The following is a 20,838-nucleotide window of genomic DNA, read 5'->3' as shown; positions in this document are numbered from 1 at the left end:
CGATCGAGCGGATCGCGTCGGCAACGGATTGCCCCTGCGAGACCAGCACATCGACCTGGCGTAGCTTCGCGACGATCTCTTCGGGCTTATGGCGCCTCTTCGGCATCTCGATCCTCCTGTCTGCCAAAAGACATACTTCAGGGTGGACCAATTCAAGGGGGGTGGATCAGTGAGGTCTCGCGGACGCGATGACCTGCTGGTCGACGGGGAAGGGAGTGAAGGGCAACTCTTTACCCCAGGACTGCCTGGTGTTGACGAGTTGCTGACCGCTGAGGTCCCGCAATCCGATGTCGGCTCCGATGAAAGCCTTCACCTCGAGAGCCTGGCGATAAAAACCTTCCAGATCGCCGTCCCTTAGGGCTCTTGAGGTTCCCAGCGTTTGAAGCGTGATTTGCCAACTGCGAATGTGCCGATCGACGACGGCTGCGCCCGTTGTCGCCGCCTCGACTGCCTCCTGTTGATAGCGGCCACGCTGAACTTCAGTGTACCTATTCATGAGAATGGCCGCGAAGATAATGCCCGGGATGACGATGACGGCGAATACCGCGACTATGATCAGCCTGGCTGGAATTCCGGAGCTGAAAGTCCGCGACATGAAGCTCTGTCCTCGCGCCATCCAGCGCGCATGGCATAGTTCTCCAAATATGCCAATCTGTCGCTCAAGGTGCGAGGCTCTCGAACACGGCTTTAAGATCCATTAGGCTCTTTTCGTGCTCATCTTTTCCGGCGAAAGTCGGCGAAGTCGGATATGGCTTCCGTTGGCCCTCATTGATCTCCGAGGAAAGTTTACGCTCGACAGCGCGATAGCACGGTCCTAGCGCAAGCAATGTTTTGCCAGGTTCGGGTGGGCGATCTCGGGTTTGCCTCACCGGCGCCGATTGCTCTGAAGTTCGGCCCCCAACCCTATTGGAATACGAGTTGGTGCACCGTGACGTCTGAGCAGGCTCGGAGCGCGATATCGATAAGGTGGTGGTGGTGCGTCGCGACAATGACTTGACCGCTGGTTGCCATTCCACCGAATAGGCGGCAGGCCTCCTCGGAGCGGAAATCATCGAAGGTTTCGAGAATGTCGTCCGCGATGAACGGCAATGACGGACGCGTCTTGGCGAACTCATGATAGCCGGCGATACGGAGCGCCAAATAGAGCTGAGCCCGCGCGCCAGTCGACATCTCTGTCGCGAGCTTTGACCCGCCGCCGGCCATGACGCCAAGAAGAATCTCCTTGTCGCCATTCGGTTGTGTGGCCAGCCCGGAGTAGGCGCTCATCGTGATCGTCCGATAGGCATCGGAAGCGTGCTGCAGCATCGACGTGCGATGGGTATCCCGATAGATCTGCAGAGCTTGGTGAGCGGCCGCTATGCCCAATTTCAGGCGCGCATATTGGACGGCCTTTTCTTCGAGCTCGACCAGGACGGTGCGCCGCTCTTCGTCGAGACGAGCTACAGCGTCGTCGCCTCCGATCGCAGCGAGTGCACGATCGGCCTGCAGATGCCGGGCATGGAGTTCGTGAGCTTCACGGTCTTGCCCCTCGAGCCGACTTGCGAGACTAGCCGCCTCCGCCTCCAGACCAGTTTGCTCGAGCTCCGCGAGGATGGCTTCGGCGGCCTCTAAGGTTTCCGTTCGGCATGCTGCTGTGATCCGGCTGCTCAGAACCTTCAGCTGGCGCTCAAGCTCGGATCGCCGGTTGGCCTCGTCGATTTTTGCGCTGACCTCCATAAGCGACGCGACGCCGAAAAACGAGGTATGCGTTTCGACATCCGCTCGGTGAAGGGTGAGCTCTTCCAGCGCGTCGCGATTAACGATCACCGCTCGCTCGAGTTCGGCCGTCTTGCTGCGCCGGTCGCGCTCGTGGGACCGAGCCGTCTCCAGCCGCCGACGCAAGTCCGCAGCGAGTTTGACAGGGTCATCTTCGTCGGCCGGTATCTGGAGGGAGCTGGCAACGCTGCTTACAGCCTGGATGAACTGGTCCTGATCCCGCTTCATCGCCGCAATGCGATGGCTGAGGCTTTCGCGTTCGCTTTCCAGCGGCGGGATTTCGGCAAGGACGTTGAGGACCTGACTGACTTCGTCAGGGCCGAGAGGCGAGGGCACTTCGCTCAGCCAACAGGACTTGACCGTGACGTCCCATTCCTGTTGCCAATCATCCTGAGCCGCTTGAGCCTCAGCAACGTCCCTCTGCCTGGTGGCGAGCTCAGTAACGCTTTGTTCGAGCGATTTTGCAGCGTGGGAAAGCTCGGACCGCAGTGTCGTCCGGCGATCGATCGCTGTTTGAAGGCCGACCAGGAGGTTCGCGAACTCGTTCTCGGATGGGAGCACGCCAATCGATTTCAGAGCTGCCGCCAGTCGTTCAACATGCGCGGCGCCATCCTCTTGGGCTGTGCGGAGATCGGCTGAAGCTACCTCGATCTGTGCGCTGATCTCCAGTGCCGAGGCGCGGCGCATCAGCAGTCGTTCGAGATCAGCAACGTGCGCGTCGCTTGGCAAGCCGATCACGATGAAGGTCGCCGCCAGTTCGGCGTCCAGACCTGCCTTCAACGCCAGCGTGTCGGTATGAAGCTGCTCTGCCCGCCGCAGCTTTGCGGCTGTCGTTGCCTCCGCCTGGACGGCCTGCCTCAGATCGGCCGCAAGGCTGGTTTGGCTGAGCCTGGTTTCCGTGATCCCGTCATCATTTCTCAACGCGGCTTCGAATACAGCGGCAGTCGCTTCGCTCAAGACCTCGCGATGTGTTCGCCAAGCGTCATCGCGATCCACACGAGAGGTGCGGGCAGTCGCATCATCGACGAGCCCGGTCGCCGCCTTGATCGAGGTGATGGTGGCGGCGAGCTCGACCATGCGGTCGGTCAGGCTTTCGATATCGGAAGCGTGTTTTACACTGGCTTGGCGGATCACTTCGCCTCGGCGGCGCCAGTCTTCGATCTGGTGTGTCGTCGGGGCTTTCATAGCTGCGAGCTGATCGAGGTCACCGTTCCAGGAACCAAGCTGATTTAGCTGCTCCTTGAGTTTGTCCTGGAGGCCGATGATAACGCGGAGGGCAGCCTTCTCGCGAGCAGCATGATCGCTTGCCCGGGCTTGGTCGAGCGCCAGCCGAACCCGCGCCGCGAGCACTTCATCCTGGTCGGTGGCGTCGAGCGAGGCGAGCACCTGCTTTGCCGCAGAAAGTGCATCGCTTGCTCGAATACATTCGCGAGAGGCTGCCTGAAGCCTCTCGCGGAGGCCAGAACGCCGATCGATCAGCCCGCGCAGCTTCCCAACTAGCGTGGCGGGTAACACCAGTTTCGCGGGTAATTCTCCTGCACGATCAAGACGTTCGGAGATTTTCTTCAGATTTCCTTCGATGACGGCAAGCTCGGATTCTCGCTTTGAGATATCAAGAGCTGCGACATACCGCGCCTCGCTGTTCCGCAGGGCATCGATTGCCGGCCCGGCGTCAATGAGCACTTGCTCGATCTGGATACCGTCGCGCTCGCGGCGGATTCTATCGACATTGGCCGACGCGATCTCACAAGCTGCCTTGATGCGGCCCTCAGCGCCGATGAGCTCCGGCAGTCTTTCGGCCCAGGCGGCTGGTGGTTGCGGTACCTCTGCTAGGGCTGACAGGTCCAAACGGAGACCCTTCAGGGCCACGAGATCCGGCAGAACGCCGAGATATCGGTTGATCTCGTCGAAGCGAAGCTTGGATTTGCTGCGTTCGGACAGCGCTGCCTCATACTTCGCGGAGGCGTCATCGCGATCCAGCACCAGCTGTGCATGGGTGGTTGCGAGGACGTTGATAGCCTCCTTTCGGGCTTTCAGCTCGTCGAGCCTCGCCTTGAAGGCTGAGAGCTCGGTCGATCTGCCACGCGGCTTATGGAAGGCGTCCACTATCTCTTGCAGCTTGCTCAGCCGCTGGCCGAAGGCTGCGAGGCCCGCGCTGGCAGAAAAAAGCAGCTGTCCGAGCTCGCCCTGGCTGGCGAGAATGCTCTCGCCACCCATTCGAAGCGTCTCCTCATCAAGGCAGAACATCATCCGGTAGGCTTCGCGGTCGATGCCTGAAAGGCCAGCCGTCAGGATGCCCTCATCGATGGCTTGCCCGCTCGCATCGCGCAGCCTCGCCCCTCGTTTGACCCGCACCACCTCCCGCTCGCCGCTCGGAAGCTCAAGCGCGGCGCCGATCTGCATACCGTCATAGCCGTGTAGAAAGCCGTATGGGGAGCGCTGACCCATGCCAAAGAGCAGATCAACGATGGCGGCCGTAAGGGTCGATTTTCCGGCCTCGTTGGCACCGACGATCAGATGGAAATCGGGCTTCCCGGCTTCGGGGGCTCCAAAGTCGATCGAATGATTGGTGAAGCGGCCGTAGCGGGTGAGATCAAGGCGCCTGATCCGCATCAGATCCGCGGCTCCTGGTCTGCTTCATGCAGATGGGCAATGACGTCGAGCGCGCCGTCCTGGGATAATTCAGCGACGGCCTTCTCGAAGCTTGCGGGGTCGCTTCCAAACATTTTGTGGAGCTCTCGGGGTAGCGCGCCCTGCAGCTCAGAAATCAGCTCGCTGGCTTCGAGCCGGTACGAGTCAGATTGCAGGACATCCTCGGAAATCAGTTGCGACAGCTCGGCGACTGCGCCGGCGCTGTCGATCGCGGCATCGCGCGAAGGCGAGCAGGCAGAGGAGACCTTCTCGATCCAGGTGTTCCCGATGATCGCCGCCTGCTGTTCGGCTTCGGTGCGCAAGAAATCTCCCTCCCGACGCAGCCGCCAACTAAGGGACGTGGCGCCGATGAGCGAGATTCGGGCAATGAGGTGCTCAGACGCGGTTCTGTCCCGCTCCGCGGCCAGTCTGCGCCCGATGGCCCGCATAGCTTCTGACCAGTCCTCGATCCCGGACAGATCTACCGAAACACGCTCGAACTGAGCGGTACTCGTGCGGTGCTCTGCTATGGCGATCGCACCATCGTCGCCAATCGTAATGAGAGTGACGGATTTGGCGCCGCTCTCATTGATGTCCCGGCCCTGCGGGATGCCGGGCATGACGATCGCTGGCCTATCGAGGTGAACCTGGCGCTTATGGATATGCCCGAGCGCCCAATAATCGAATCCTGCACCGGCTAGGTCCGCTACGCTGCACGGGGCATAACGGTCATGACCCTCGGCGCCAGCAAGGCTCGTGTGCAGCAGCGCGATATTAGTCGCGCCTTCGACCGGCGGCTTGAACTTCGGCAGCAGGCTTTCCGGGGCGTGCGGCTTCGGGAAGCTGATCCCGTGGACAACGACGTCTCGGCGACCGTTGAGGCCGGGCAGGGGAATAGCGGCAGCGGAACCTTTAAAAAACGTGACGCTTTCGGGAAAGACGAGTTCCTTGGTGATCCGAGACTCGGCGTCGTGATTGCCGCGAATCCCGAACGTCCGAATTCCAGCTTCATCAAGCCTGCGGAGTTGCGTGGCGATGAAGCCGGCTGTCTTCATCGAGGTCTGATCGCCGTCGTAGAGATCGCCCGCGATTAGCAGCGCATCGACCTTTTCGTCGAGGCATAGATCAATCGTCGCGACGAAAGCCGTTCGTGTCGCACTCGACACCAACTCTGCGAGTTCCGGGTTGCGCAACGCCAGCGACTTCAGCGGGGCGTCGATGTGCAAATCGGCGCAGTGGACGAACCGAAAACTGGAAATGACGCTTAGGCCCCTGTCCGCGCGAAACTACCTAACTCTCAACATATTCGGCGCCTTGGGCGATGCGGAAGGAGCGCCTTCTGGCTTGTCCGCAACAAAATGGTTCGAAGGACCGATATGTGGGCTCGGCCATCTATAACCCATACGGCGCACCGGATTGGCAGGATAGGAGGCTCAGAGCGATTGCGCCGTGTCGAGGCCGCGATGGTCACAATTAGAGGCTTCGGCTTATCTTCCTGGAGATTCACATTTCCAATAAGCAGCCATCGCCGCACCGACCTAAGTTTGACTTCATCAGTCTGGCTCAATAATGACCGCGCCCTGAAGCGAGTTAATTGCTGCGCAAAGTCGCAGCCGGGAGAATGCGATGTCCGAAGCCAATGCCGAAATCATCGATCTCGTCGCCCATATCGTTTCGGCTTATGTATCCAACAATAGCGTGCCGGCCGCGGACCTTCCCGCGCTGATCGCCACAACGCATTCGGCGATAGCGGGCTTGGGCAATGAGCCGGTCGGCCCTGCGCCTGCTGAAAAGCAAGCTCCGGCGGTGTCGATTAAGAAGTCGATCACAGCGGACTTCCTGATCTGCCTTGAGGACGGAAAGAAGTTCAAATCGCTCAAGCGCCACCTTCGGACGGCCTATGACATGACACCGGAGGAATATCGCTCGAAGTGGGGCTTGCCGAACGATTACCCGATGGTCGCCCCGGCCTATGCAGAAGCACGTTCACAGCTCGCGAAGTCGATGGGCCTCGGTCAGCAGCGCCGGAAGCACTGAGACTCGCGTCTACTACGTTGAACAAGTGTCCCAGTCGCGGATTCAGCGATCGGAATTGTCTTCCCTTGCCCCTTGGAATTCGTTTGATGTTGGCTATTCCCGAAAATCTAAGACACGAGCTTCTCGAGAACGGCCGCTTGGCGAAGATCGATCAGCATATCGACCCGCTCCCAGTGCTGAAGCTTTTCTGCCCATGGGATCGGCGCACCTGGCTCGTCTCTGAGATGAGCCCCGATGACAACGACATCCTGTTCGGGCTTGCAGACCTCGACGACGGAGAGCCGGAGGTGGGCATGATCGAACTCAGCGAGCTCGCTGCTGAGGTAGGGATCGGGGGCCTCAGGATTGAAGTCGACCGCTTCTTTCGTCCCAATCGGACGCTCAATGAATATGCCAGCGACGCGGCAATTGCTGGAAGGTTCGTCGCCTAGATGGAGCAATTGCGAGGTGTGACGGCTACTGCCGCTGCGAGGTGCAGCGGTCTGACACCTCAATCCTGCATTACGGCGGCGGGCACCCGTCACTGTCGGGAAGATTGAGATGGGGTTGTAGCGCCGAGCGCGACGCAAGAAAGGATTCTATTTCAGTGATCCTTTCGCCGCAGTCCGCGGTGGCATCGGTGGAAGCCGCGTCGCTGCGATCCTGCTCCCAGCTGCGCAAAATCTCATCAAGACGATCGGGAACAGACGCCTGAATTCGCCGGTTGCGCTCGAGCGTCACTTGCGAAAGAGCCCTCATGGAAATCCGCCTCGGCTACCGGATCGAGATCACCACCGTTCAGCCAACCCCGGTATTACTCCTACTCGATCCCCATCCCAGCCGAGCCGGAGACATTATTGAGGGGCCAAATCCCAGCATCACCTCTCTGAGCGATGGCTGCCCGCTTGCAGCGTCCGAATACACCGATGGCTTCGGCAATCTGTGCCGCCGGGTGGTCGTGCCGGCGGGCGGGGCTGCCTTCAGCAATGACATGCTCGTCCGAGACAGCGGTCAGCCGGACCAATGGGACAAGAGCGCCCCGGAAATCTGGCCAGCCGACCTCCCGCCGGACGTGATCGAATACACACTCTCCAGCCGCTACTGCGAGGTCGACGAACTCTCTGCGACCGCATGGAGCCTGTTCGGCACTTATGCTCCAGGCTGGAATCGCGTTCAGCAAATCTGCAACTACGTCAACGCCCAGATCCGGTTCGACTACCAGTTCGCCCGTGCCACCCGTACCGCCGCGCAAGCCATGAACGAAGGCGTCGGCGTATGCCGCGACTTCACGCATCTCGCGATCGCGCTGTGCCGCGCGATGAACATCCCGGCGCGGTACTGCAACGGTTTCCTGGGCGATATCGGCGTGCCGCCGGATCCCGCGCCGATGGATTACAACGCCTGGTTCGAAGCCTATCTCGGCGGCCAATGGTACATATTCGATGCCCGGCACAACGTGCCTCGCATCGGTCGCGTTCTCGTGGCGCGTGGGCGAGATGCGGCTGACATTCCGATGATCCACAGTTTCGGGCCGCACATCCTGCAAAAGTTCGAAGTGATCACTGAAGAGGTCGCAGCCTCGGAGTCCTGAAGACTGTCATTGGCGGGGCGGAAGGATCAAATAGATCGCCCGCCGGCTCGGAAGCGACAGGCCTTTGACGGGTGTCGATATCACGAAATTCTGCGAGCACCCTTCGTCATTTTCGGAAGACGAGGGCGGCTCCTGTCCGGGGGCCAATTCAAACCAGCGGCCGCAACGGTCGCCTATTGCAGGAAGCGGACGGTCGTGCCGGGCCTGACGATCCGCGCCAATTCCTCAGCGTCCCAATTGGTGAGCCGGACACAGCCATGCGACGACGCCTTGCTGATCCGCGAGGGCTCCGGCGTACCATGGATGCCGAAGGTCGGCTTCGATAGTTCAATCCAGATAGTCCCCACCGGGTTGTTGGCGCCCCTGGGGAGCACCATCCGGCGCTTGTTCTTGCCCTGCTGAAAATTCTTCACTGGATCATAGTGATAGGTCGGATTCTTGACTACGCGGATCACCTGATATTCGCCGTCCGGCGACGGAGTGTCCTCGCTGCCGATGGTGGCTGGATAGAGCGCGATCACCTTTCCGGTCGCATCCAGCGCGCGAACGATTCCGTTCGTCTTGTCGGCCTCGACCGTTCGGGCTTCGTCTGAAGGAAGGGTTCGTCCGACCGAGACGACGTGCAGCGTTTCCTCCCGCTTCCGATAGTGCATTCGCGGGTTGAGTACCCTGAGAAGGCCCTCGCTCATGTGAAAGCGTTCAGCGAACATCTCCTGCGCGTTCCTGTAGCCGAGCCGTTTCATTCGGGCCTGACGGGCGTAATCGCGAGGAATGCGCCTGACGAACCGGGTCTTGATATCCTCATTCGTCATCTCGTAGTCCGAGACGATGTCCGCGCTGCCATCCCCTTTGAGCGCCTGCCAGGTCGGTGCGTCGATGATCTCGCCAATTCCGAGATTTTCACGACGGCGGAACTGGTCGATGGCTTTCCGATAGTTGTCGCCGTCCAGCCCGTCGATCTCCCCGGGAGAGACCCCTTGACGCGCCAGTAGGACCTGAGCCTTGACGATCGACGCGCTGGGGCGCGTCACCTTGCTTTTCGTGGCGGGAGGGCGGCCAGAACGGTTGACCTCGTCGGCAGTCAGGGCATTTGCGACTGCCGGTGCCAGCAAGGCGCATCCACACACTAGGGCTACCTGGAAGGTCTTAAGCAGCTCGAAAGTGGCTCGCGGCACCGACATCACCATTGCTCGCTTCATGCAGCGGCAACGCGATGTTTCATCGCGGAGTTCCGCGACACGCGATGGGATTGGTGGCGATGACTGGCGATCATCCCCCCGCTCGCGAGAAGCTGTTAGGTTGGCGAAGCACGCTCCCAAGGATCCGAAGCCTATGTCCGCTCCTGATCGCCCGATCTATCTCGATTACAATGGCACCACACCGGTGGATCCCGAGGTGCTCGATGCGATGCTCCCCTTCCTGCGCGAGCAGTTCGGCAATGCCTAATCGACCACGCCGCTGGGGCGTGCGGCTCGCTCTGCGATCGAGAAAGCCCGAGCCGAAGTCGCGAAGCTGATCGGTGCGAAGCCGGAGGAGATCATCTTCAACGGTGGCGGGACCGAAGCGAGCAACCACGCGATCCGCGGCTTCGCTGCGGTGGCTCCGGTCAGCCGCAGGCGGATCGTCACCAGCAAGGTTGAGCACCCAGCGACCGAGATGTCGTGTCGCCGGCTCGAACGGGAAGGCTTCGCCGTCAGTCGCATCGGCGTTGACGACGACGGCGTCGTCGACCTGGCCGCGGCCCGCGCAGCCATCGATGACGAAACCGCGCTGGTCACGATTATTCATGCTTAGAACGAGATCGGGACGCTCGAACCGGTAGCGGAACTCGCCGAGGCGGCGCGCTCGGTTGGGGCTCCGATCCATGTCGATACCTCGCAATCGCTCGGCAAGGTTCCGGTCGACGTGGCCGCCTGGGGCATCGATGCGCTGACGCTCGCCGGACACAAGCTCTACGCGCCGAAGGGCATCGGAGTCCTCTACCTCCGACGGGGACACGCCATCCCGAGCGTGCTCGACGGAGCAGGGCAGGAGGGTGGCCGTCGGCCCGGGACGGAGAACGTTCCCTATATCGTCGGGCTTGGACGAGCCTGCCGCATCGCCCGGGAGCAGTTGACGGAGGATTCGACGCGGATCGCCGCGTTGAAGGAACGGCTATGGCAAGCGCTTGTTGGGGGCGTGCCGCGTCTGAGGCGATTGGGTGGGGAGCTTACCTTGCCGAATACCCTGAACGTGCTCTTCCCAGGAGCGGTCGGCAACAACCTCCTCGAAGCGACGCCGGCGATCGCAGCCTCGACCGGTTCCGCCTGCCATGCCGGAAGCTCGTAACCCTCAGCGATCATCCTCGCGCTCGGCATCTCCCTGGGCGAGGCGCTCGGTGCCGTCAGGCTTTCGCTTGGCCGTTCTACCGATGCCGTGCAGGTAGATGCCGCCGCAGCCGCGCTGATCGAAGGCCATCGAAATTCGCCCGCCCAGTAAGGGGTGCCGTCCGGATTGATCGGTGAGTCGGATTTATTTGTATTGAAATGGTCCGCAATGCGGTGGTCGGCGCGAATAGCGGTTGCAGGCTTAAGGCGACGAAATGGCTTCGCGCCGGCGATCATAGCGATGGAGTTCTTGAGCGATCACTATCGCTGTGGTCACGATCATGAAACCGACCGAGGCCCACAGGACGCTGGTTGCCAGACCGTTATCCAGCAGAAGGCCGTAGAGGATGGGCCCGATCACGCCGCCGATATTGAGACCCGTCGACACGAATCCGAAGGTCTTGCCCTCCTGACCGGCGGGCGACGCGGCACGGACCAGCATGTCCCGGGAAGGTGCGACGACCCCCGTCAGGAAGCCTGTGGCACCGAGCGTCAGGATCAAAATTGGTGGCGGCAGGCGAACCAGGATCACCATCGTGACCAATAGCGCAGCCAGCGCGAAGGCAATCGCCGCCACGAAGCCGTGGCGTGAGGTGCGGTCGGCCAGAACGCCTCCGGCGAGCACGCCGAAAGCGCTGGCGAACAGGAACGAGGTCAGGGCGATGTTGGCAACCGAGAGAGGTACCTGGAAGCCTTGAACCAGGGCTGTCACCGAGAAACGCTCGATCGCTCCGGTGCTGAGGCTCAGCATCATAAACAGGAGTGTGAGCACCAGAATGGTCGCGCGGGCGGCTCGAACAGGTTGCCGTGTATCGGTCGAATGCTCGCCAGCATGGGCCGCCTGCCCAGCCGCGGGCATCCCTCTGCTTCCGAGCGAAACGAAGGTCAATGTGATGACGCCTACAACAGCGGCGGTCGCGAAGGCCCATCGCAGATCGAATGCTAGGGCCATGCCGAGGATGATCGGCGGTGTGATCGCTCCGCCGAGGAAGCCGGCGAAGGTGTGGATGGAGAAGGCCCGTCCCATTCTCCGGGCATCCATGTTCTGCGACAGGAGCGCATAGTCAGCGGGGTGATAGACGCCATTGGCAACCCCCGCGATCGCCATCCCCATAAGAAGCCCGGTGTAGGTCGGGATGGCAGCCACCAGCGCGAATCCGGAGCTTCCTAATGCCAGGCCGAACATCAGCACCCGCCGCGCTCCGAAGCGATCGACGGCGAAGCCCAGTGGGGCCTGACACAAGGCCGAGACGACGTTGAAGACGCCGAGCGCGATCCCGAGATCGACGAAGCTGACCTTCATCGCGTTGGGGAGCACGGGAAGCAGGGCAGGGACCGTCATGAAGTGGAAGTGGCTGATCAGATGTGCCACGGAGATCTGCGCCAATAGGCGGGTCTGAGGGCCCATCGCGATCAAAACTTCCTCGTCAGAAGGGGGCAGGTTGCCGCAGCGGCTGCCAGCGGAGCGGCACACGCTATCGCCGTTCGCAGGCGTGCGTAATGGGCGCGACGCCGCGGCATGTTCTCGAACTTCTGAAGCGATACCAATGAAGGGCGCTCGCGTTCGCTGCTCGCGAGGCCCGCTGACAGGGTTCTTACGCCGGACCCAGAAGAATGTGCGTTTCTGACTTCGAGATGCCGTCCATGATTCGGATGCCGCTCACCAGCCGATTGAACTCGGCCATGTCCAAGACCTCGATTTCGGCGATGAGGTCCCAGAGCCCATTAGTGGTGTGAAGTCCGGCAAATCCCGGATTCCGCCTGAGCGCGACTACCGTGCTTTTCACATGCCGCCCTTCCAGCTCGATCATCATGATGCCGCGGATCCGATCAGTGGCAGCATGATCCTTTAGCCGAACCGTGAACCCGGCAATCGTTCCGTTGGCGATCAACCGATCCATCCGGGTCTGGACCGTGCCCCGTGCAACACCAAGGAGCTTGGCTAATGTCGGAACCGTGGCGCGGGCATTCACGCGCAGCTCCGCAATCAAGCGGTGATCGAGATCGTCCATTGGATTGCTCATTCTGGCAGAAGTGCTGACGATAAAGACAACATCACGCCCAAAGCGTGTGGATGTGACGTTTCTGCTCACCTGTCGGTCGCATATGTTGGGCGTGCCCGCAATGCATCCGGAGCGTTCCGATGGAACAACGACGAAAGCTGGAGTTCGGTCCTCGCGTTCGTGAGCTAGCCTGCCGCCTGGTAGGCTGGGGAAGCGAAACCGGCACGCCTGGTGAAGCAGAGTTCGGAGCGAAGCTCGCGGGACTTCTGCGCGAAATGCCGTACTTCCGCACCCACCCGGATCAGGTTCGCCTCGTAGATAGTCATGGCGATCCAATGACCCAGAGCGTGATAGCTCTCGTGCGTGGGCAGGGAGCCCGGGCGCTGGCATTGGCCGGGCATTATGATGTCGTGTCGATCGATAACTATCGGGAGCTCGCTCCCCTTGCGTTCAAACCCGACGAGCTGCTGGCGGCCCTGATCGCCGATCTCGAGAGCAGGCCTTTGAACACCACGGAGCAACGCGCCCTGGAGGACCTTAGGAGCGGCGAATTCCTGCCCGGGCGCGGCTTGCTCGACATGAAGAGCGGGATCGCGGCGGGCATTGCGGTACTGGAAGCCTTCGCGGCCCAGCCGGACCGGCTAGGCAATCTCATTCTCATTGCGACGCCCGACGAGGAGCGTGGCTCGCGAGGGATGCGCAGTCTTCGAGATGCTCTTCCGACGTTCGCGAACGAGTTCGGGCTGGATATCCAGGCGGGGATCAATCTGGATGCAACGAGCGACCAGGGAGACGGCGAGGAAGGCCGCGCGATCTATCGCGGCACGATCGGCAAGGCGCTTCCGTTCGCTCTGGTCATCGGACATTCCTCGCATGCGAGCTATCCGTTCGAAGGCGTCAGTGCCCAGTTGATCGCGTCCGAGATCACCAGGGCGGTTGAGGCGAATCCGGAGCTTTGCGACACGGCCGGGGGCGAGATTTCACCGCCGCCGATCTGTCTCGAGGCCAAGGATCTACGCGGTGGCTACGAGGTGACCACACCGGAACGAGTCTGGCTCGGCTTCAACTGGCTTTCGCATCATTGGGCGGCGACGGACCTTCTCGGCCTCTTCGAGCAAGTAGTCCGCACCGCGGCCGCCGAGGCCATCGAGACCTTCAATCGGCGAGCACGCACCTATGGTACGATGCTGGGAACGAAGCAGACGGCCGCGGCGCCGGACGTTGCGGTCATCTCGGCTGCGGAACTGCGGGATCGCGTCCAATACGTCGGCGGGACGGAAGCCATCACGCGGTTGAATGAGGTCGGGAGGAAATGGCGCAACGCCGATGATCCCCTGGCTCAAACCCGTGCAGTCGTCAGTGCCATGGTGACAGAAGCCGGCTTGATTGGCCCCGCCGTCGTCTATGGCCTGAGTAGCCTCGTGTATCCTTCGACCCACTTTTCCAGGTTGAGCGGGCATCCTGAGTTTGCTGCTGCGATCGAAGCGGCGCGACTGACACAGGAGGAGAGAGGTCACCCAGCGATCAAGTACCGAGAATTCTTCACCGGCATCTCCGACATGAGCTTCTTCGGACATCGCCCGCTCGATACCGACCGCGCGCTGATCGCGGGCAATACGCCAGCCAGGGAACTCATCGATGATGTGCGGACCGATGCACTTTCGTTTCCGGTGGTGAATATCGGACCTTGGGGGCGCGAATTCCATCAAAGGCTCGAGCGGGTGCATGCACCTTACGCCTTCGAGGATCTGCCGAGGTTTCTTCGCCAGATTGTCAGCCGCTTCTTGGGCTAATGGTTGGACACACGCTGCAAAAGTTCGAAGTGATCACCGAAGGAGTCACAGCCTCGGGTCTTGAAGGCGTGGCTTTGCGAGCCGGATCAAATAATAAGCCCGCCACTTGGAAAGTGGCGGGCCTCTGACTTCTGTCAGGACTAGGCGGCTCCGGCCATCGCCGGGAAACTGGCTATGCCCTCCTGTCGGTTGCGGCCGGTACATCCGCGGCGACGCATCCAACCGGAGAGCAGGCAGGCATCCGAGGATGCCGCGCTGACAACGAGATAAGCGCCACTTCGGTTCCCGCAAGATTTTAGCAGCCAGTGAGCGCCGCCGCCGGGAACGAGCTCGCGTCCGCGGACGTTCAACCTCAGCCTCGCGGGAAGGCCGGTGGAGAAATGCATGGCGAACGAACGAAGCCCGGCGGTCGAAAGCCTCCGGCAGGAACAGAAGACCCAACGCAAGGAGGAGCGCGAGCTGACCCCCGATCAGAAGCTCGAAAGGGCGCTCAAGGATACCTTTTCCGCGAGCGATCCGGTGGCCGAGCAAGTGCCTATCACACCCGGTGGAGCCGAGGAGCAGAAATGATCAGGGCTGCATTTTCCAGCTTGGCGGGCGCCTGGATTGCCCGGAATGTCGAGCAGGGTGAAATCCCGGAACGGTTTGCAGTTCCTCTGACCTTGCTGGCCACCCGGCTCCCGACGCCAGTCATTATTGCGGGAGCGATCGGCTACGGGCTTTATCGCCTGAACCAGGACGCGCGGGCCATGGCGGCAAAGGACGTTACCCCCAAACGCCGCGCAAAGCCGACAGCCGCACGCGCAAGACCCGCCTCTCGGCGCGCGCGACCGAACACAAAGCGACAGAACTCCGCAGGCCGAAAGGCGTCAGATGCTTAAGCTCTTCCTTGAAATGTCGATGCTGGCATTCGAGTCGCAACAGGCCATTTGGCTCAGAAGCATGAAGGTCGCCGCTGGCGGCTCAGCCGGCGAGCGCGAAGCCAAGTTGATGGTGAAGGAAAAGATCACGGCTGCTCAGACAGCTGCTATAATGGCGGCGACGGGGACCGGGCCTGTCGGCATCGCCCGCGGCTATCGACGCAAGGTGCGGGCGAACGTCCGTCGTTTGTCGAAATAGGTTTCTGCGATGAACTGGGTCGCTGTCGCCGGCACTCTGGCCGCACTGTGCTCCACAATCTGCTTCGTGCCTCAGGCGTGGCGGATCGTCAGGACGCGCGATACGAAAGCGATCTCTCCGCTGACCTACAGTCTCACCGTCACCGGCTTTGCGCTTTGGACCGCCTACGGCCTCGGCTTGGGCCAATGGCCGTTGATCGTCACCAACAGCATTTGTTTCGTCCTCTCCGCCTTCATCCTGATCATGACGCTCCTGCCCCGCCCGAAGAAGGAGGCAGTGGCCGAAACGATCGATCCTGCTGCTTGAGCAGCGCTGGAATTCGCTGGGTCGTGCCGTGGGCAGTGCCTATGATTGTTCGATCATGCCGTTTTCGTCTCTGAGTGATCCGGTCGATGTCGCCCGTGCCCAGGGTGCTCTCGATACAGTCTGGAACGAAATCCGACCTAGCGTTCCTGACGCGGATCAGGAGCTCGAACGGGAGCGCCTTGCCGATATTGTGGCTTGTCTAGCTCGTATCGCGTTGGATGAGGCAGATCTCGTTCGTCGCGCTTTGGAACGATACCGGCGAAAAGCCGATTAGCCGTGCCGAATTGAGGAAGCGATCCTTGGTTTGGACCCTGCTGAAGGACGTCCTCCATGACTGATCATATCAAGAATCCGGAGGTCGATAAGCTGACCGGGGAACCCGTCAGTTTTTCCGGGACCTCGAAAGGCGAGGCAAACAAATCTGCGAGCGAGCACGAAACTGCCCAGAGCAGTCTGTCGATGCGCGATCGAATGTCTAAATCCCTCGCGATGGTGCAGGCGGCAGGGCCGTTTGCGCTCGGCGATCACAAGCGCGAAACCGATGAGATGTGGGGCGAACACGGATGCAGTTCGTCGACGCGACCGTGAGCGATCCCATCGTCTGCTTCAACGTGCGTCACGAGACGGCCGGCGGGCTCGCCGCCTTGGATTGCGAAATGGGTGGGTATGCATGCTTCTCACCTACGCGATAGGCGATGTCCACGGTCGCTCTGACCTCCTTCAGACAGCCATCACATTCTGTGAGAAGGATGCGGCTCGCATGGGCGGCACGCCGCGGATCATCTTCCTCGACGATCTTGTCGACCGTGGTCGAGATGCGAAGGGAGGTCTTGAGATTGTCGGTCGTGCCCTGACCGACCATCCTGCTTCCGTTTTCCTGCGTGGAAATCACGACGACTGGTTTCTCCGATTCCTGGAGAATGACCGGCGCCAGCTCCGCACGTGGTTTCATGACGGCGGCAGGGAAACCATAGATTCCTACTGCGACCTCAACATCGACTGCACGTCGGTTCATCCTGAGCCGGCATCCCGGCCATTTCGACCTTCTTCGCGGCTCCACATTCATGATTGAGGAGGGCCCGTTTCTTTTCGCGCATGCGGGCATTAGACCGGGCGTCGCCCTCAAGGCGCAGTCGCCTGAGGACCTGATGTGGATCCGGGAGCCGTTTCTCAATCATTGCGGCAAGCTGCCTCGGGTCGTCGTTCACGGCCACTCGGTCATGGATCCTCCTCGACCCGTGATCACAGAGAATCGGATATCTATGGACACGGGCGCCTGCTGGACGGGACGATTGTCGGTCCTTGTAATCGATCAGGCGAGACAAGAGCTGTCGTTCTTCCAGACCGATGGGGAAGGCCGATCGATCGTCAAGGTCGATCCTGTGGAACGCAACCGCGGGGATGGGACGTTGCTGGATGATCTGTCCTGGCTTGCGCCCCAGCAGTAACTCGAAGCATCTGGAGGTATCCCGTCGCTCAATGCGACGGGCGCGAGGAGCACGGTCGTTCGCTGGGATCGAGACGACGTCCCGGGAATGGAGGTTGGTCCGTAATGACGATGGCAGCAAGGGCTCAGCCTTGAAGAGCATTTCCAGCCAGTTTGACTTGTTCGACGATGCGCCTGGCTATCGGCAAACGCCGAGAGCTACGCCGCGCAAGCGGAAGTCGGAAAGCCCGTCCACTCCGCCCGGCTGGGATGACGAGGAGGCCGCACAACGGCTGGAGCAGGGCGGGCGCTATAGAATCCTGCGCAAGCTCGTGCCGCGTCCGATCATCCCGCGAGCGGAGAGCGCATTTCCGAACCTTGCAGTTTTGGTGGACACGGAGACGACAGGGCTCAATCACGCCAAGGACGAGATCATCGAAATTGGAGCTGTCGCCTTCACCTACGACGACGAGGGAGCGGTCGGCGACGTCGTGGGAATCTATAGCGGCCTGCGTCAGCCCTCGGATCCGATCCCAGCGGAGATTATCCGGCTGACGGGCATCACCGACGAGATGGTCGCCGGTCTTGAGATCGATGTTGCAGCGCTGGATGCTCTTATCGAGCCTGCAGATCTCGTTATCGCCCATAACGCCGCTTTCGACCGGCCATTCTGCGAAAAGCTCTCGCCGACTTTTGCCTCGAAGGCCTGGGCATGTTCCGTCAAAGAAATTCCGTGGGCGGATTTAGGCTTCGAAGGCAACAAGCTCGGATACCTCGTTGGCCAATCTGGCCTGTTCCACGAAGGCCACCGCGCGACGGATGATTGCAATGCGCTTTTAGAGGTACTGGCGAGGCCGGCCGGGGAGGGTGGCGCGCCACCATTCTCGCAGCTCTTGCGTTCAAGCGAGCGGAGCCGCGTCCGCATCTATGCGGAGAACGCGGCGTTCGACATGAAGGATCACCTCAAGGGCAGGGGCTATCGCTGGTCGGATGGAAGCGATGGCAGGCCGAGAGCCTGGTGGATCGAGATCGATGACGAGCTCGAAGAGGAAGAGCTCCGCTATCTCCGCACCGAGATTTACGGCTGGGAGGACGCGGAGCCACTGATCCAGCGGCTTACGGCATTCGATCGATATCGCACCTAGCCGGCGCCCATTCGTGCAGGGTGCCCGGGTGTGAATTTTGCCTGGTATCTTGACTCCTCGCAGGTGATTGTTCTCATAATGTTCTCATTCTTGAGGACGCATCCATGCCCCCGGTCGTGCTGAAACAGGCGCCTGCTCCAAAGCCTATGGAGCAACAAATCGACTCTGTTCTGGCGGAGTTCGAGGGCGATGCCCGGGCTGCCATCAGGGCCTTACTTCACAACCGTGATGAGCTCTTGCGAGATGCCGATCGGGCAGCCTCACTGGGCTTCCTTCGCGGTCGGTTCTCGGAAGGAGCGCGGCCGGTTCGGGAATTGAAGTCATGAACGCCGTCGCGCCGATCAGCTATCTCGACGCGCTCAACCCGGCGCAGCGACGCGCGGTGATCCATGGTGTCGGCGCGGTGGCTTCCTCGCCGCTGCTCGTCATCGCGGGGGCCGGCTCGGGCAAGACCAATACGCTTGCACATCGCGTCGCCCATCTCATGGTGAGCGGCGCCGACCCGCGGCGGATCCTGCTGATGACCTTCTCGCGGCGCGCGGCTTCCGAAATGGCAAAGCGCGTCGAGCGGATCGCCCGGAAGGTGCTCGGCGAAGGTGCCGGCGTACTCGCCGACGCGCTGACCTGGGCAGGCACCTTCCATGGCATCGGCGCGCGCTTGCTGCGCGACTATGCCGAGCAGCTCGGACTCGACCCGGCTTTCACGATCCATGATCGGGAGGATTCGGCTGACCAGATGAACCTGGTTCGACACGAGCTCGGCTTCTCCAAGACGGAGTCGCGGTTTCCGACGAAGGGCACCTGCCTGGCGATCTATTCGCGCTGCGTGAATGCCGAGCTGCCGATCGAAGACGTTCTGCGCCTGTCCTACCCTTGGTGCGCCACCTGGGCGGCTGAGCTGAAAGAGCTGTTCGCGGCCTATGTCGAAGCCAAGCAGAGCCAGAACGTCCTGGATTACGACGACCTGCTACTCTACTGGGCCCAGGCCGTGACCGATCCCGACATCGCGGCGGACATCGGCGGTCGCTTCGACCATGTCATGGTCGACGAGTATCAGGATACCAACCGGCTCCAGTCCTCGATCCTGCTGGCGCTCAAGCCCGACGGCCGCGGGCTTACGGTGGTCGGCGACGATGCCCAATCGATCTATTCGTTCCGCGCCGCGACAGTCCGCAACATCCTCGATTTCCCAGCAGCCTTCGTGCCGCCAGCCGAGGTCATCACGCTCGATCAGAACTACCGCTCGACCAGCGCCATCCTGTCGGCTGCGAATGCCGTCATCGACCTTGCGGCCGAGCGCTTCACCAAGAACCTCTGGACCGACCGCGCGACCGGATCGCCACCGCAACTCGTCCATGTTCGAGACGAAGCGGACCAGGCGCGTTTCATCGCGGAGAAGGTGCTGGAGAGCCGCGAGGGTGGCTCAACCTTGAAGCAGCAGGCGGTCCTGTTCCGCGCCTCCCACCACAGCGGCCCGCTGGAAATCGAGCTCACGCGACGGAATATCCCGTTCTTGAAATTCGGCGGCCTCAAGTTCCTCGACAGCGCCCATATCAAGGACCTGCTGGCGCTGCTGCGCTTCGTGGAGAACCCGCGCGACAAGGTATCCGGCTTCCGGGTGCTGCAGCTCTTGCCCGGCGTCGGCCCGACCTCGGCGCAGCGCGTCCTGGAACATGTTGCCCAGGCCTCGGCGCCCCTCGAGGCACTGGAGAACGCTCCGGCTCCGCCGCGGGCTGGCGACGACTGGTCGTCGTTCGTCGCTGCGGTCGGTGAGCTGCGCGCCGGCACGGCGGGTTGGCCGGCAGAGATTGAACTTGCTCGCCGCTGGTACGAGCCCCACTTGGAGCGGATCCATGAGGACGCCAGCACCAGGCAAGCCGATCTCGTGCAGCTCGAACAGATTGCGGGCGGTTACCCGTCGCGCGAGCGCTTCCTGACTGAACTGACGCTCGACCCGCCGGACGCGACAAGCGATCAGGCCGGCGTTCCGCATCTCGATGAGGACTATCTCATCCTGTCGACGATCCATTCGGCCAAAGGGCAGGAATGGAAATCGGTCTTCGTCATGAACACAGTCGACGGCTGCATCCCTATCGACCTTGGCGCCGGTGCGCGTGATGAGATCGAGGAAGAGCGGCGTCTGCTCTATGTCGCGATGACGCGGGCGAAGGACGATCTGCACCTCGTCGTGCCACAGCGCTTCTTCACGCACGGCCAATCGGCGACGGGCGATCGTCACGTCTATGCCAACCGCACCCGTTTCATCCCGAATGCGCTGCTCGGCCAGTTCGAACGGACGGCCTGGCCCATGGCCGCCGCGGAAGCCTCGCGAGCACCATCTGGTGGCCCCAAGGTGGATGTCAGGGCAAAGATGCGGGGCATGTGGCGATGACCGCGCATTGGCTGCACCAGGTCGAGATCAAGCTGGATAGGGCGTCCGCGGCCGAACGTCTTCGCCGGATCGAAGCATGGTGCACCGATTGGCAAATCGGCTTCCGCGTACTCGGCACAGTGACGGAGGACCTGATCCGGGTGGCTTTCGAAGAAGCGCGGTTTGCGCGTGCCTTCCACGCTCATTTCGGCGGCGTCATCGCGCCTGCTGATGAACTTGAAACGGCTCTGGCCGCTGATGCCGCGGAAGTCGACTTGTATGATCGGCTTGCGGGCGACTACCCTGACTAGGGAGG

At 61.5% G+C, this 20,838-nt stretch carries 21 protein-coding genes and 1 pseudogene; 14 read left to right on the top strand and 8 right to left on the bottom strand.

Annotated elements, in window-relative coordinates:
• Nucleotides 1-166 precede the first annotated feature (166 nt).
• The 3 genes from BLQ70_RS23960 to BLQ70_RS23950 all read right to left on the bottom strand — a co-directional run bounded on the left by BLQ70_RS23960 (nt 167) and on the right by BLQ70_RS23950 (nt 5,645).
• Nucleotides 167-595 (bottom strand): hypothetical protein, encoded by a 429-nt coding sequence (locus tag BLQ70_RS23960; protein WP_139163633.1) that lies wholly within the window; start codon nt 593-595, stop codon nt 167-169.
• Nucleotides 596-903: 308 nt separating this feature from the next.
• Nucleotides 904-4,368: an AAA family ATPase gene (locus tag BLQ70_RS23955; RefSeq protein ID WP_091862443.1), complete on the bottom strand. Its 3,465-nt coding sequence runs from the start codon at nt 4,366-4,368 to the stop codon at nt 904-906.
• A complete protein-coding gene (locus tag BLQ70_RS23950; RefSeq protein ID WP_091862440.1) occupies nt 4,368-5,645 on the bottom strand; it encodes a metallophosphoesterase family protein in 1,278 nt (425 codons plus the stop codon). Before BLQ70_RS23950 ends, BLQ70_RS23955 begins: the two co-directional genes overlap by 1 nt.
• Nucleotides 5,646-6,012: 367 nt before the next feature.
• On the opposite strand from BLQ70_RS23950, the gene BLQ70_RS23945 reads away from it, so the two are divergent.
• Nucleotides 6,013-6,423, top strand: coding sequence for a Ros/MucR family transcriptional regulator (locus tag BLQ70_RS23945; RefSeq protein ID WP_091862437.1), 411 nt, complete (start codon nt 6,013-6,015; stop codon nt 6,421-6,423).
• A gap of 86 nt (nt 6,424-6,509) precedes the next feature.
• The gene (locus BLQ70_RS23940; protein WP_091862434.1) at nt 6,510-6,854 is read left to right on the top strand and encodes a DUF2958 domain-containing protein; all 345 of its coding nucleotides are present in this window, start codon (nt 6,510-6,512) and stop codon (nt 6,852-6,854) included.
• A gap of 70 nt (nt 6,855-6,924) precedes the next feature.
• On the opposite strand, the gene BLQ70_RS25480 is transcribed toward BLQ70_RS23940, so the two are convergent.
• Nucleotides 6,925-7,161, bottom strand: coding sequence for a hypothetical protein (locus tag BLQ70_RS25480; protein WP_139163632.1), 237 nt, complete (start codon nt 7,159-7,161; stop codon nt 6,925-6,927).
• Between BLQ70_RS25480 and BLQ70_RS23935 the strand changes: the two genes are divergently transcribed.
• Nucleotides 7,160-7,993 (top strand): transglutaminase-like domain-containing protein, encoded by an 834-nt coding sequence (locus tag BLQ70_RS23935; protein WP_091862431.1) that lies wholly within the window; start codon nt 7,160-7,162, stop codon nt 7,991-7,993. The two genes, BLQ70_RS25480 and BLQ70_RS23935, sit on opposite strands and share 2 nt — an antisense overlap.
• Nucleotides 7,994-8,166: 173 nt before the next feature.
• On the opposite strand, the gene BLQ70_RS23930 is transcribed toward BLQ70_RS23935, so the two are convergent.
• On the bottom strand, nt 8,167-9,180 hold the full coding sequence (locus tag BLQ70_RS23930) for a L,D-transpeptidase (RefSeq protein WP_185745034.1): 1,014 nt from the start codon (nt 9,178-9,180) through the stop codon (nt 8,167-8,169).
• A 271-nt stretch (nt 9,181-9,451) separates the two neighbouring features.
• Here BLQ70_RS23930 and BLQ70_RS26060 point away from each other — a divergent pair.
• A pseudogene (locus BLQ70_RS26060) lies at nt 9,452-10,321 on the top strand (cysteine desulfurase family protein).
• A 3-nt stretch (nt 10,322-10,324) separates the two neighbouring features.
• On the opposite strand, the gene BLQ70_RS26175 reads toward BLQ70_RS26060, so the two are convergent.
• From BLQ70_RS26175 to BLQ70_RS23915, 3 genes are all read right to left on the bottom strand, one after another.
• A complete protein-coding gene (locus BLQ70_RS26175) occupies nt 10,325-10,450 on the bottom strand; it encodes a hypothetical protein (protein ID WP_280140842.1) in 126 nt (41 codons plus the stop codon).
• A gap of 111 nt (nt 10,451-10,561) precedes the next feature.
• Nucleotides 10,562-11,731, bottom strand: coding sequence for an MFS transporter (locus BLQ70_RS23920; protein WP_210184345.1), 1,170 nt, complete (start codon nt 11,729-11,731; stop codon nt 10,562-10,564).
• A gap of 223 nt (nt 11,732-11,954) precedes the next feature.
• Nucleotides 11,955-12,371: an Lrp/AsnC family transcriptional regulator gene (locus BLQ70_RS23915; protein ID WP_091862419.1), complete on the bottom strand. Its 417-nt coding sequence runs from the start codon at nt 12,369-12,371 to the stop codon at nt 11,955-11,957.
• A 131-nt stretch (nt 12,372-12,502) separates the two neighbouring features.
• On the opposite strand from BLQ70_RS23915, the gene BLQ70_RS23910 reads away from it, so the two are divergent.
• The 10 genes from BLQ70_RS23910 (at nt 12,503) to BLQ70_RS23860 (ending at nt 20,833) form a co-directional block, all read left to right on the top strand.
• Nucleotides 12,503-14,155 carry a M20/M25/M40 family metallo-hydrolase gene (locus tag BLQ70_RS23910; protein ID WP_091862416.1) on the top strand — a complete coding sequence of 551 codons (1,653 nt, stop codon included), beginning with the start codon at nt 12,503-12,505 and terminating at the stop codon, nt 14,153-14,155.
• A gap of 384 nt (nt 14,156-14,539) precedes the next feature.
• Entirely contained in the window at nt 14,540-14,725 is a 186-nt protein-coding gene (locus tag BLQ70_RS23905; RefSeq protein ID WP_091862412.1) for a hypothetical protein, read from the top strand.
• A gap of 303 nt (nt 14,726-15,028) precedes the next feature.
• Nucleotides 15,029-15,274 (top strand): hypothetical protein, encoded by a 246-nt coding sequence (locus BLQ70_RS23900; protein ID WP_091862408.1) that lies wholly within the window; start codon nt 15,029-15,031, stop codon nt 15,272-15,274.
• A gap of 9 nt (nt 15,275-15,283) precedes the next feature.
• Nucleotides 15,284-15,580, top strand: a complete 297-nt coding sequence (locus BLQ70_RS23895) for a SemiSWEET family sugar transporter (protein ID WP_091862405.1) — start codon at nt 15,284-15,286, stop codon at nt 15,578-15,580.
• 330 nt (nt 15,581-15,910) lie between these two features.
• On the top strand, nt 15,911-16,168 hold the full coding sequence (locus BLQ70_RS23890) for a hypothetical protein (RefSeq protein WP_091862402.1): 258 nt from the start codon (nt 15,911-15,913) through the stop codon (nt 16,166-16,168).
• Nucleotides 16,122-16,652 carry a metallophosphoesterase gene (locus BLQ70_RS26280; protein ID WP_425284634.1) on the top strand — a complete coding sequence of 177 codons (531 nt, stop codon included), beginning with the start codon at nt 16,122-16,124 and terminating at the stop codon, nt 16,650-16,652. Before BLQ70_RS23890 ends, BLQ70_RS26280 begins: the two co-directional genes overlap by 47 nt.
• Nucleotides 16,645-17,028: a metallophosphoesterase family protein gene (locus BLQ70_RS23880; RefSeq protein WP_091862396.1), complete on the top strand. Its 384-nt coding sequence runs from the start codon at nt 16,645-16,647 to the stop codon at nt 17,026-17,028. The genes BLQ70_RS26280 and BLQ70_RS23880 overlap by 8 nt, the downstream gene beginning before the upstream one ends.
• 139 nt (nt 17,029-17,167) lie before the next feature.
• Nucleotides 17,168-18,151, top strand: coding sequence for a 3'-5' exonuclease (locus tag BLQ70_RS23875; protein WP_425284635.1), 984 nt, complete (start codon nt 17,168-17,170; stop codon nt 18,149-18,151).
• A 322-nt stretch (nt 18,152-18,473) separates the two neighbouring features.
• Nucleotides 18,474-20,543 (top strand): ATP-dependent helicase, encoded by a 2,070-nt coding sequence (locus BLQ70_RS23865; RefSeq protein ID WP_091862387.1) that lies wholly within the window; start codon nt 18,474-18,476, stop codon nt 20,541-20,543.
• On the top strand, nt 20,540-20,833 hold the full coding sequence (locus BLQ70_RS23860) for a hypothetical protein (RefSeq protein WP_091862384.1): 294 nt from the start codon (nt 20,540-20,542) through the stop codon (nt 20,831-20,833). Before BLQ70_RS23865 ends, BLQ70_RS23860 begins: the two co-directional genes overlap by 4 nt.
• The last annotated feature ends 5 nt before the right edge of the window (nt 20,834-20,838 follow it).

It is taken from the genome of Allobosea robiniae (assembly GCF_900102525.1).
GTDB classification, from domain to species: domain Bacteria; phylum Pseudomonadota; class Alphaproteobacteria; order Rhizobiales; family Beijerinckiaceae; genus Allobosea; species Allobosea robiniae.
This window is presented reverse-complemented; position numbering and strand designations above follow the sequence as displayed.

Coding starts and splice junctions, on each gene's coding strand:
- BLQ70_RS23960 (WP_139163633.1), bottom strand. CDS start 595: ATGTCGCGGACTTTCAGCTCCGGAATTCCAGCCAGGCTGATCATAGTC.
- BLQ70_RS23955 (WP_091862443.1), bottom strand. CDS start 4,368: ATGCGGATCAGGCGCCTTGATCTCACCCGCTACGGCCGCTTCACCAAT.
- BLQ70_RS23945 (WP_091862437.1), top strand. CDS start 6,013: ATGTCCGAAGCCAATGCCGAAATCATCGATCTCGTCGCCCATATCGTT.
- BLQ70_RS23940 (WP_091862434.1), top strand. CDS start 6,510: ATGTTGGCTATTCCCGAAAATCTAAGACACGAGCTTCTCGAGAACGGC.
- BLQ70_RS23935 (WP_091862431.1), top strand. CDS start 7,160: ATGGAAATCCGCCTCGGCTACCGGATCGAGATCACCACCGTTCAGCCA.
- BLQ70_RS25480 (WP_139163632.1), bottom strand. CDS start 7,161: ATGAGGGCTCTTTCGCAAGTGACGCTCGAGCGCAACCGGCGAATTCAG.
- BLQ70_RS23930 (WP_185745034.1), bottom strand. CDS start 9,180: ATGGTGATGTCGGTGCCGCGAGCCACTTTCGAGCTGCTTAAGACCTTC.
- BLQ70_RS26175 (WP_280140842.1), bottom strand. CDS start 10,450: ATGGCCTTCGATCAGCGCGGCTGCGGCGGCATCTACCTGCACGGCATC.
- BLQ70_RS23915 (WP_091862419.1), bottom strand. CDS start 12,371: ATGGACGATCTCGATCACCGCTTGATTGCGGAGCTGCGCGTGAATGCC.
- BLQ70_RS23910 (WP_091862416.1), top strand. CDS start 12,503: ATGGAACAACGACGAAAGCTGGAGTTCGGTCCTCGCGTTCGTGAGCTA.
- BLQ70_RS23905 (WP_091862412.1), top strand. CDS start 14,540: ATGGCGAACGAACGAAGCCCGGCGGTCGAAAGCCTCCGGCAGGAACAG.
- BLQ70_RS23900 (WP_091862408.1), top strand. CDS start 15,029: ATGCTTAAGCTCTTCCTTGAAATGTCGATGCTGGCATTCGAGTCGCAA.
- BLQ70_RS23895 (WP_091862405.1), top strand. CDS start 15,284: ATGAACTGGGTCGCTGTCGCCGGCACTCTGGCCGCACTGTGCTCCACA.
- BLQ70_RS23890 (WP_091862402.1), top strand. CDS start 15,911: ATGACTGATCATATCAAGAATCCGGAGGTCGATAAGCTGACCGGGGAA.
- BLQ70_RS26280 (WP_425284634.1), top strand. CDS start 16,122: ATGAGATGTGGGGCGAACACGGATGCAGTTCGTCGACGCGACCGTGAG.
- BLQ70_RS23880 (WP_091862396.1), top strand. CDS start 16,645: ATGATTGAGGAGGGCCCGTTTCTTTTCGCGCATGCGGGCATTAGACCG.
- BLQ70_RS23865 (WP_091862387.1), top strand. CDS start 18,474: ATGAACGCCGTCGCGCCGATCAGCTATCTCGACGCGCTCAACCCGGCG.
- BLQ70_RS23860 (WP_091862384.1), top strand. CDS start 20,540: ATGACCGCGCATTGGCTGCACCAGGTCGAGATCAAGCTGGATAGGGCG.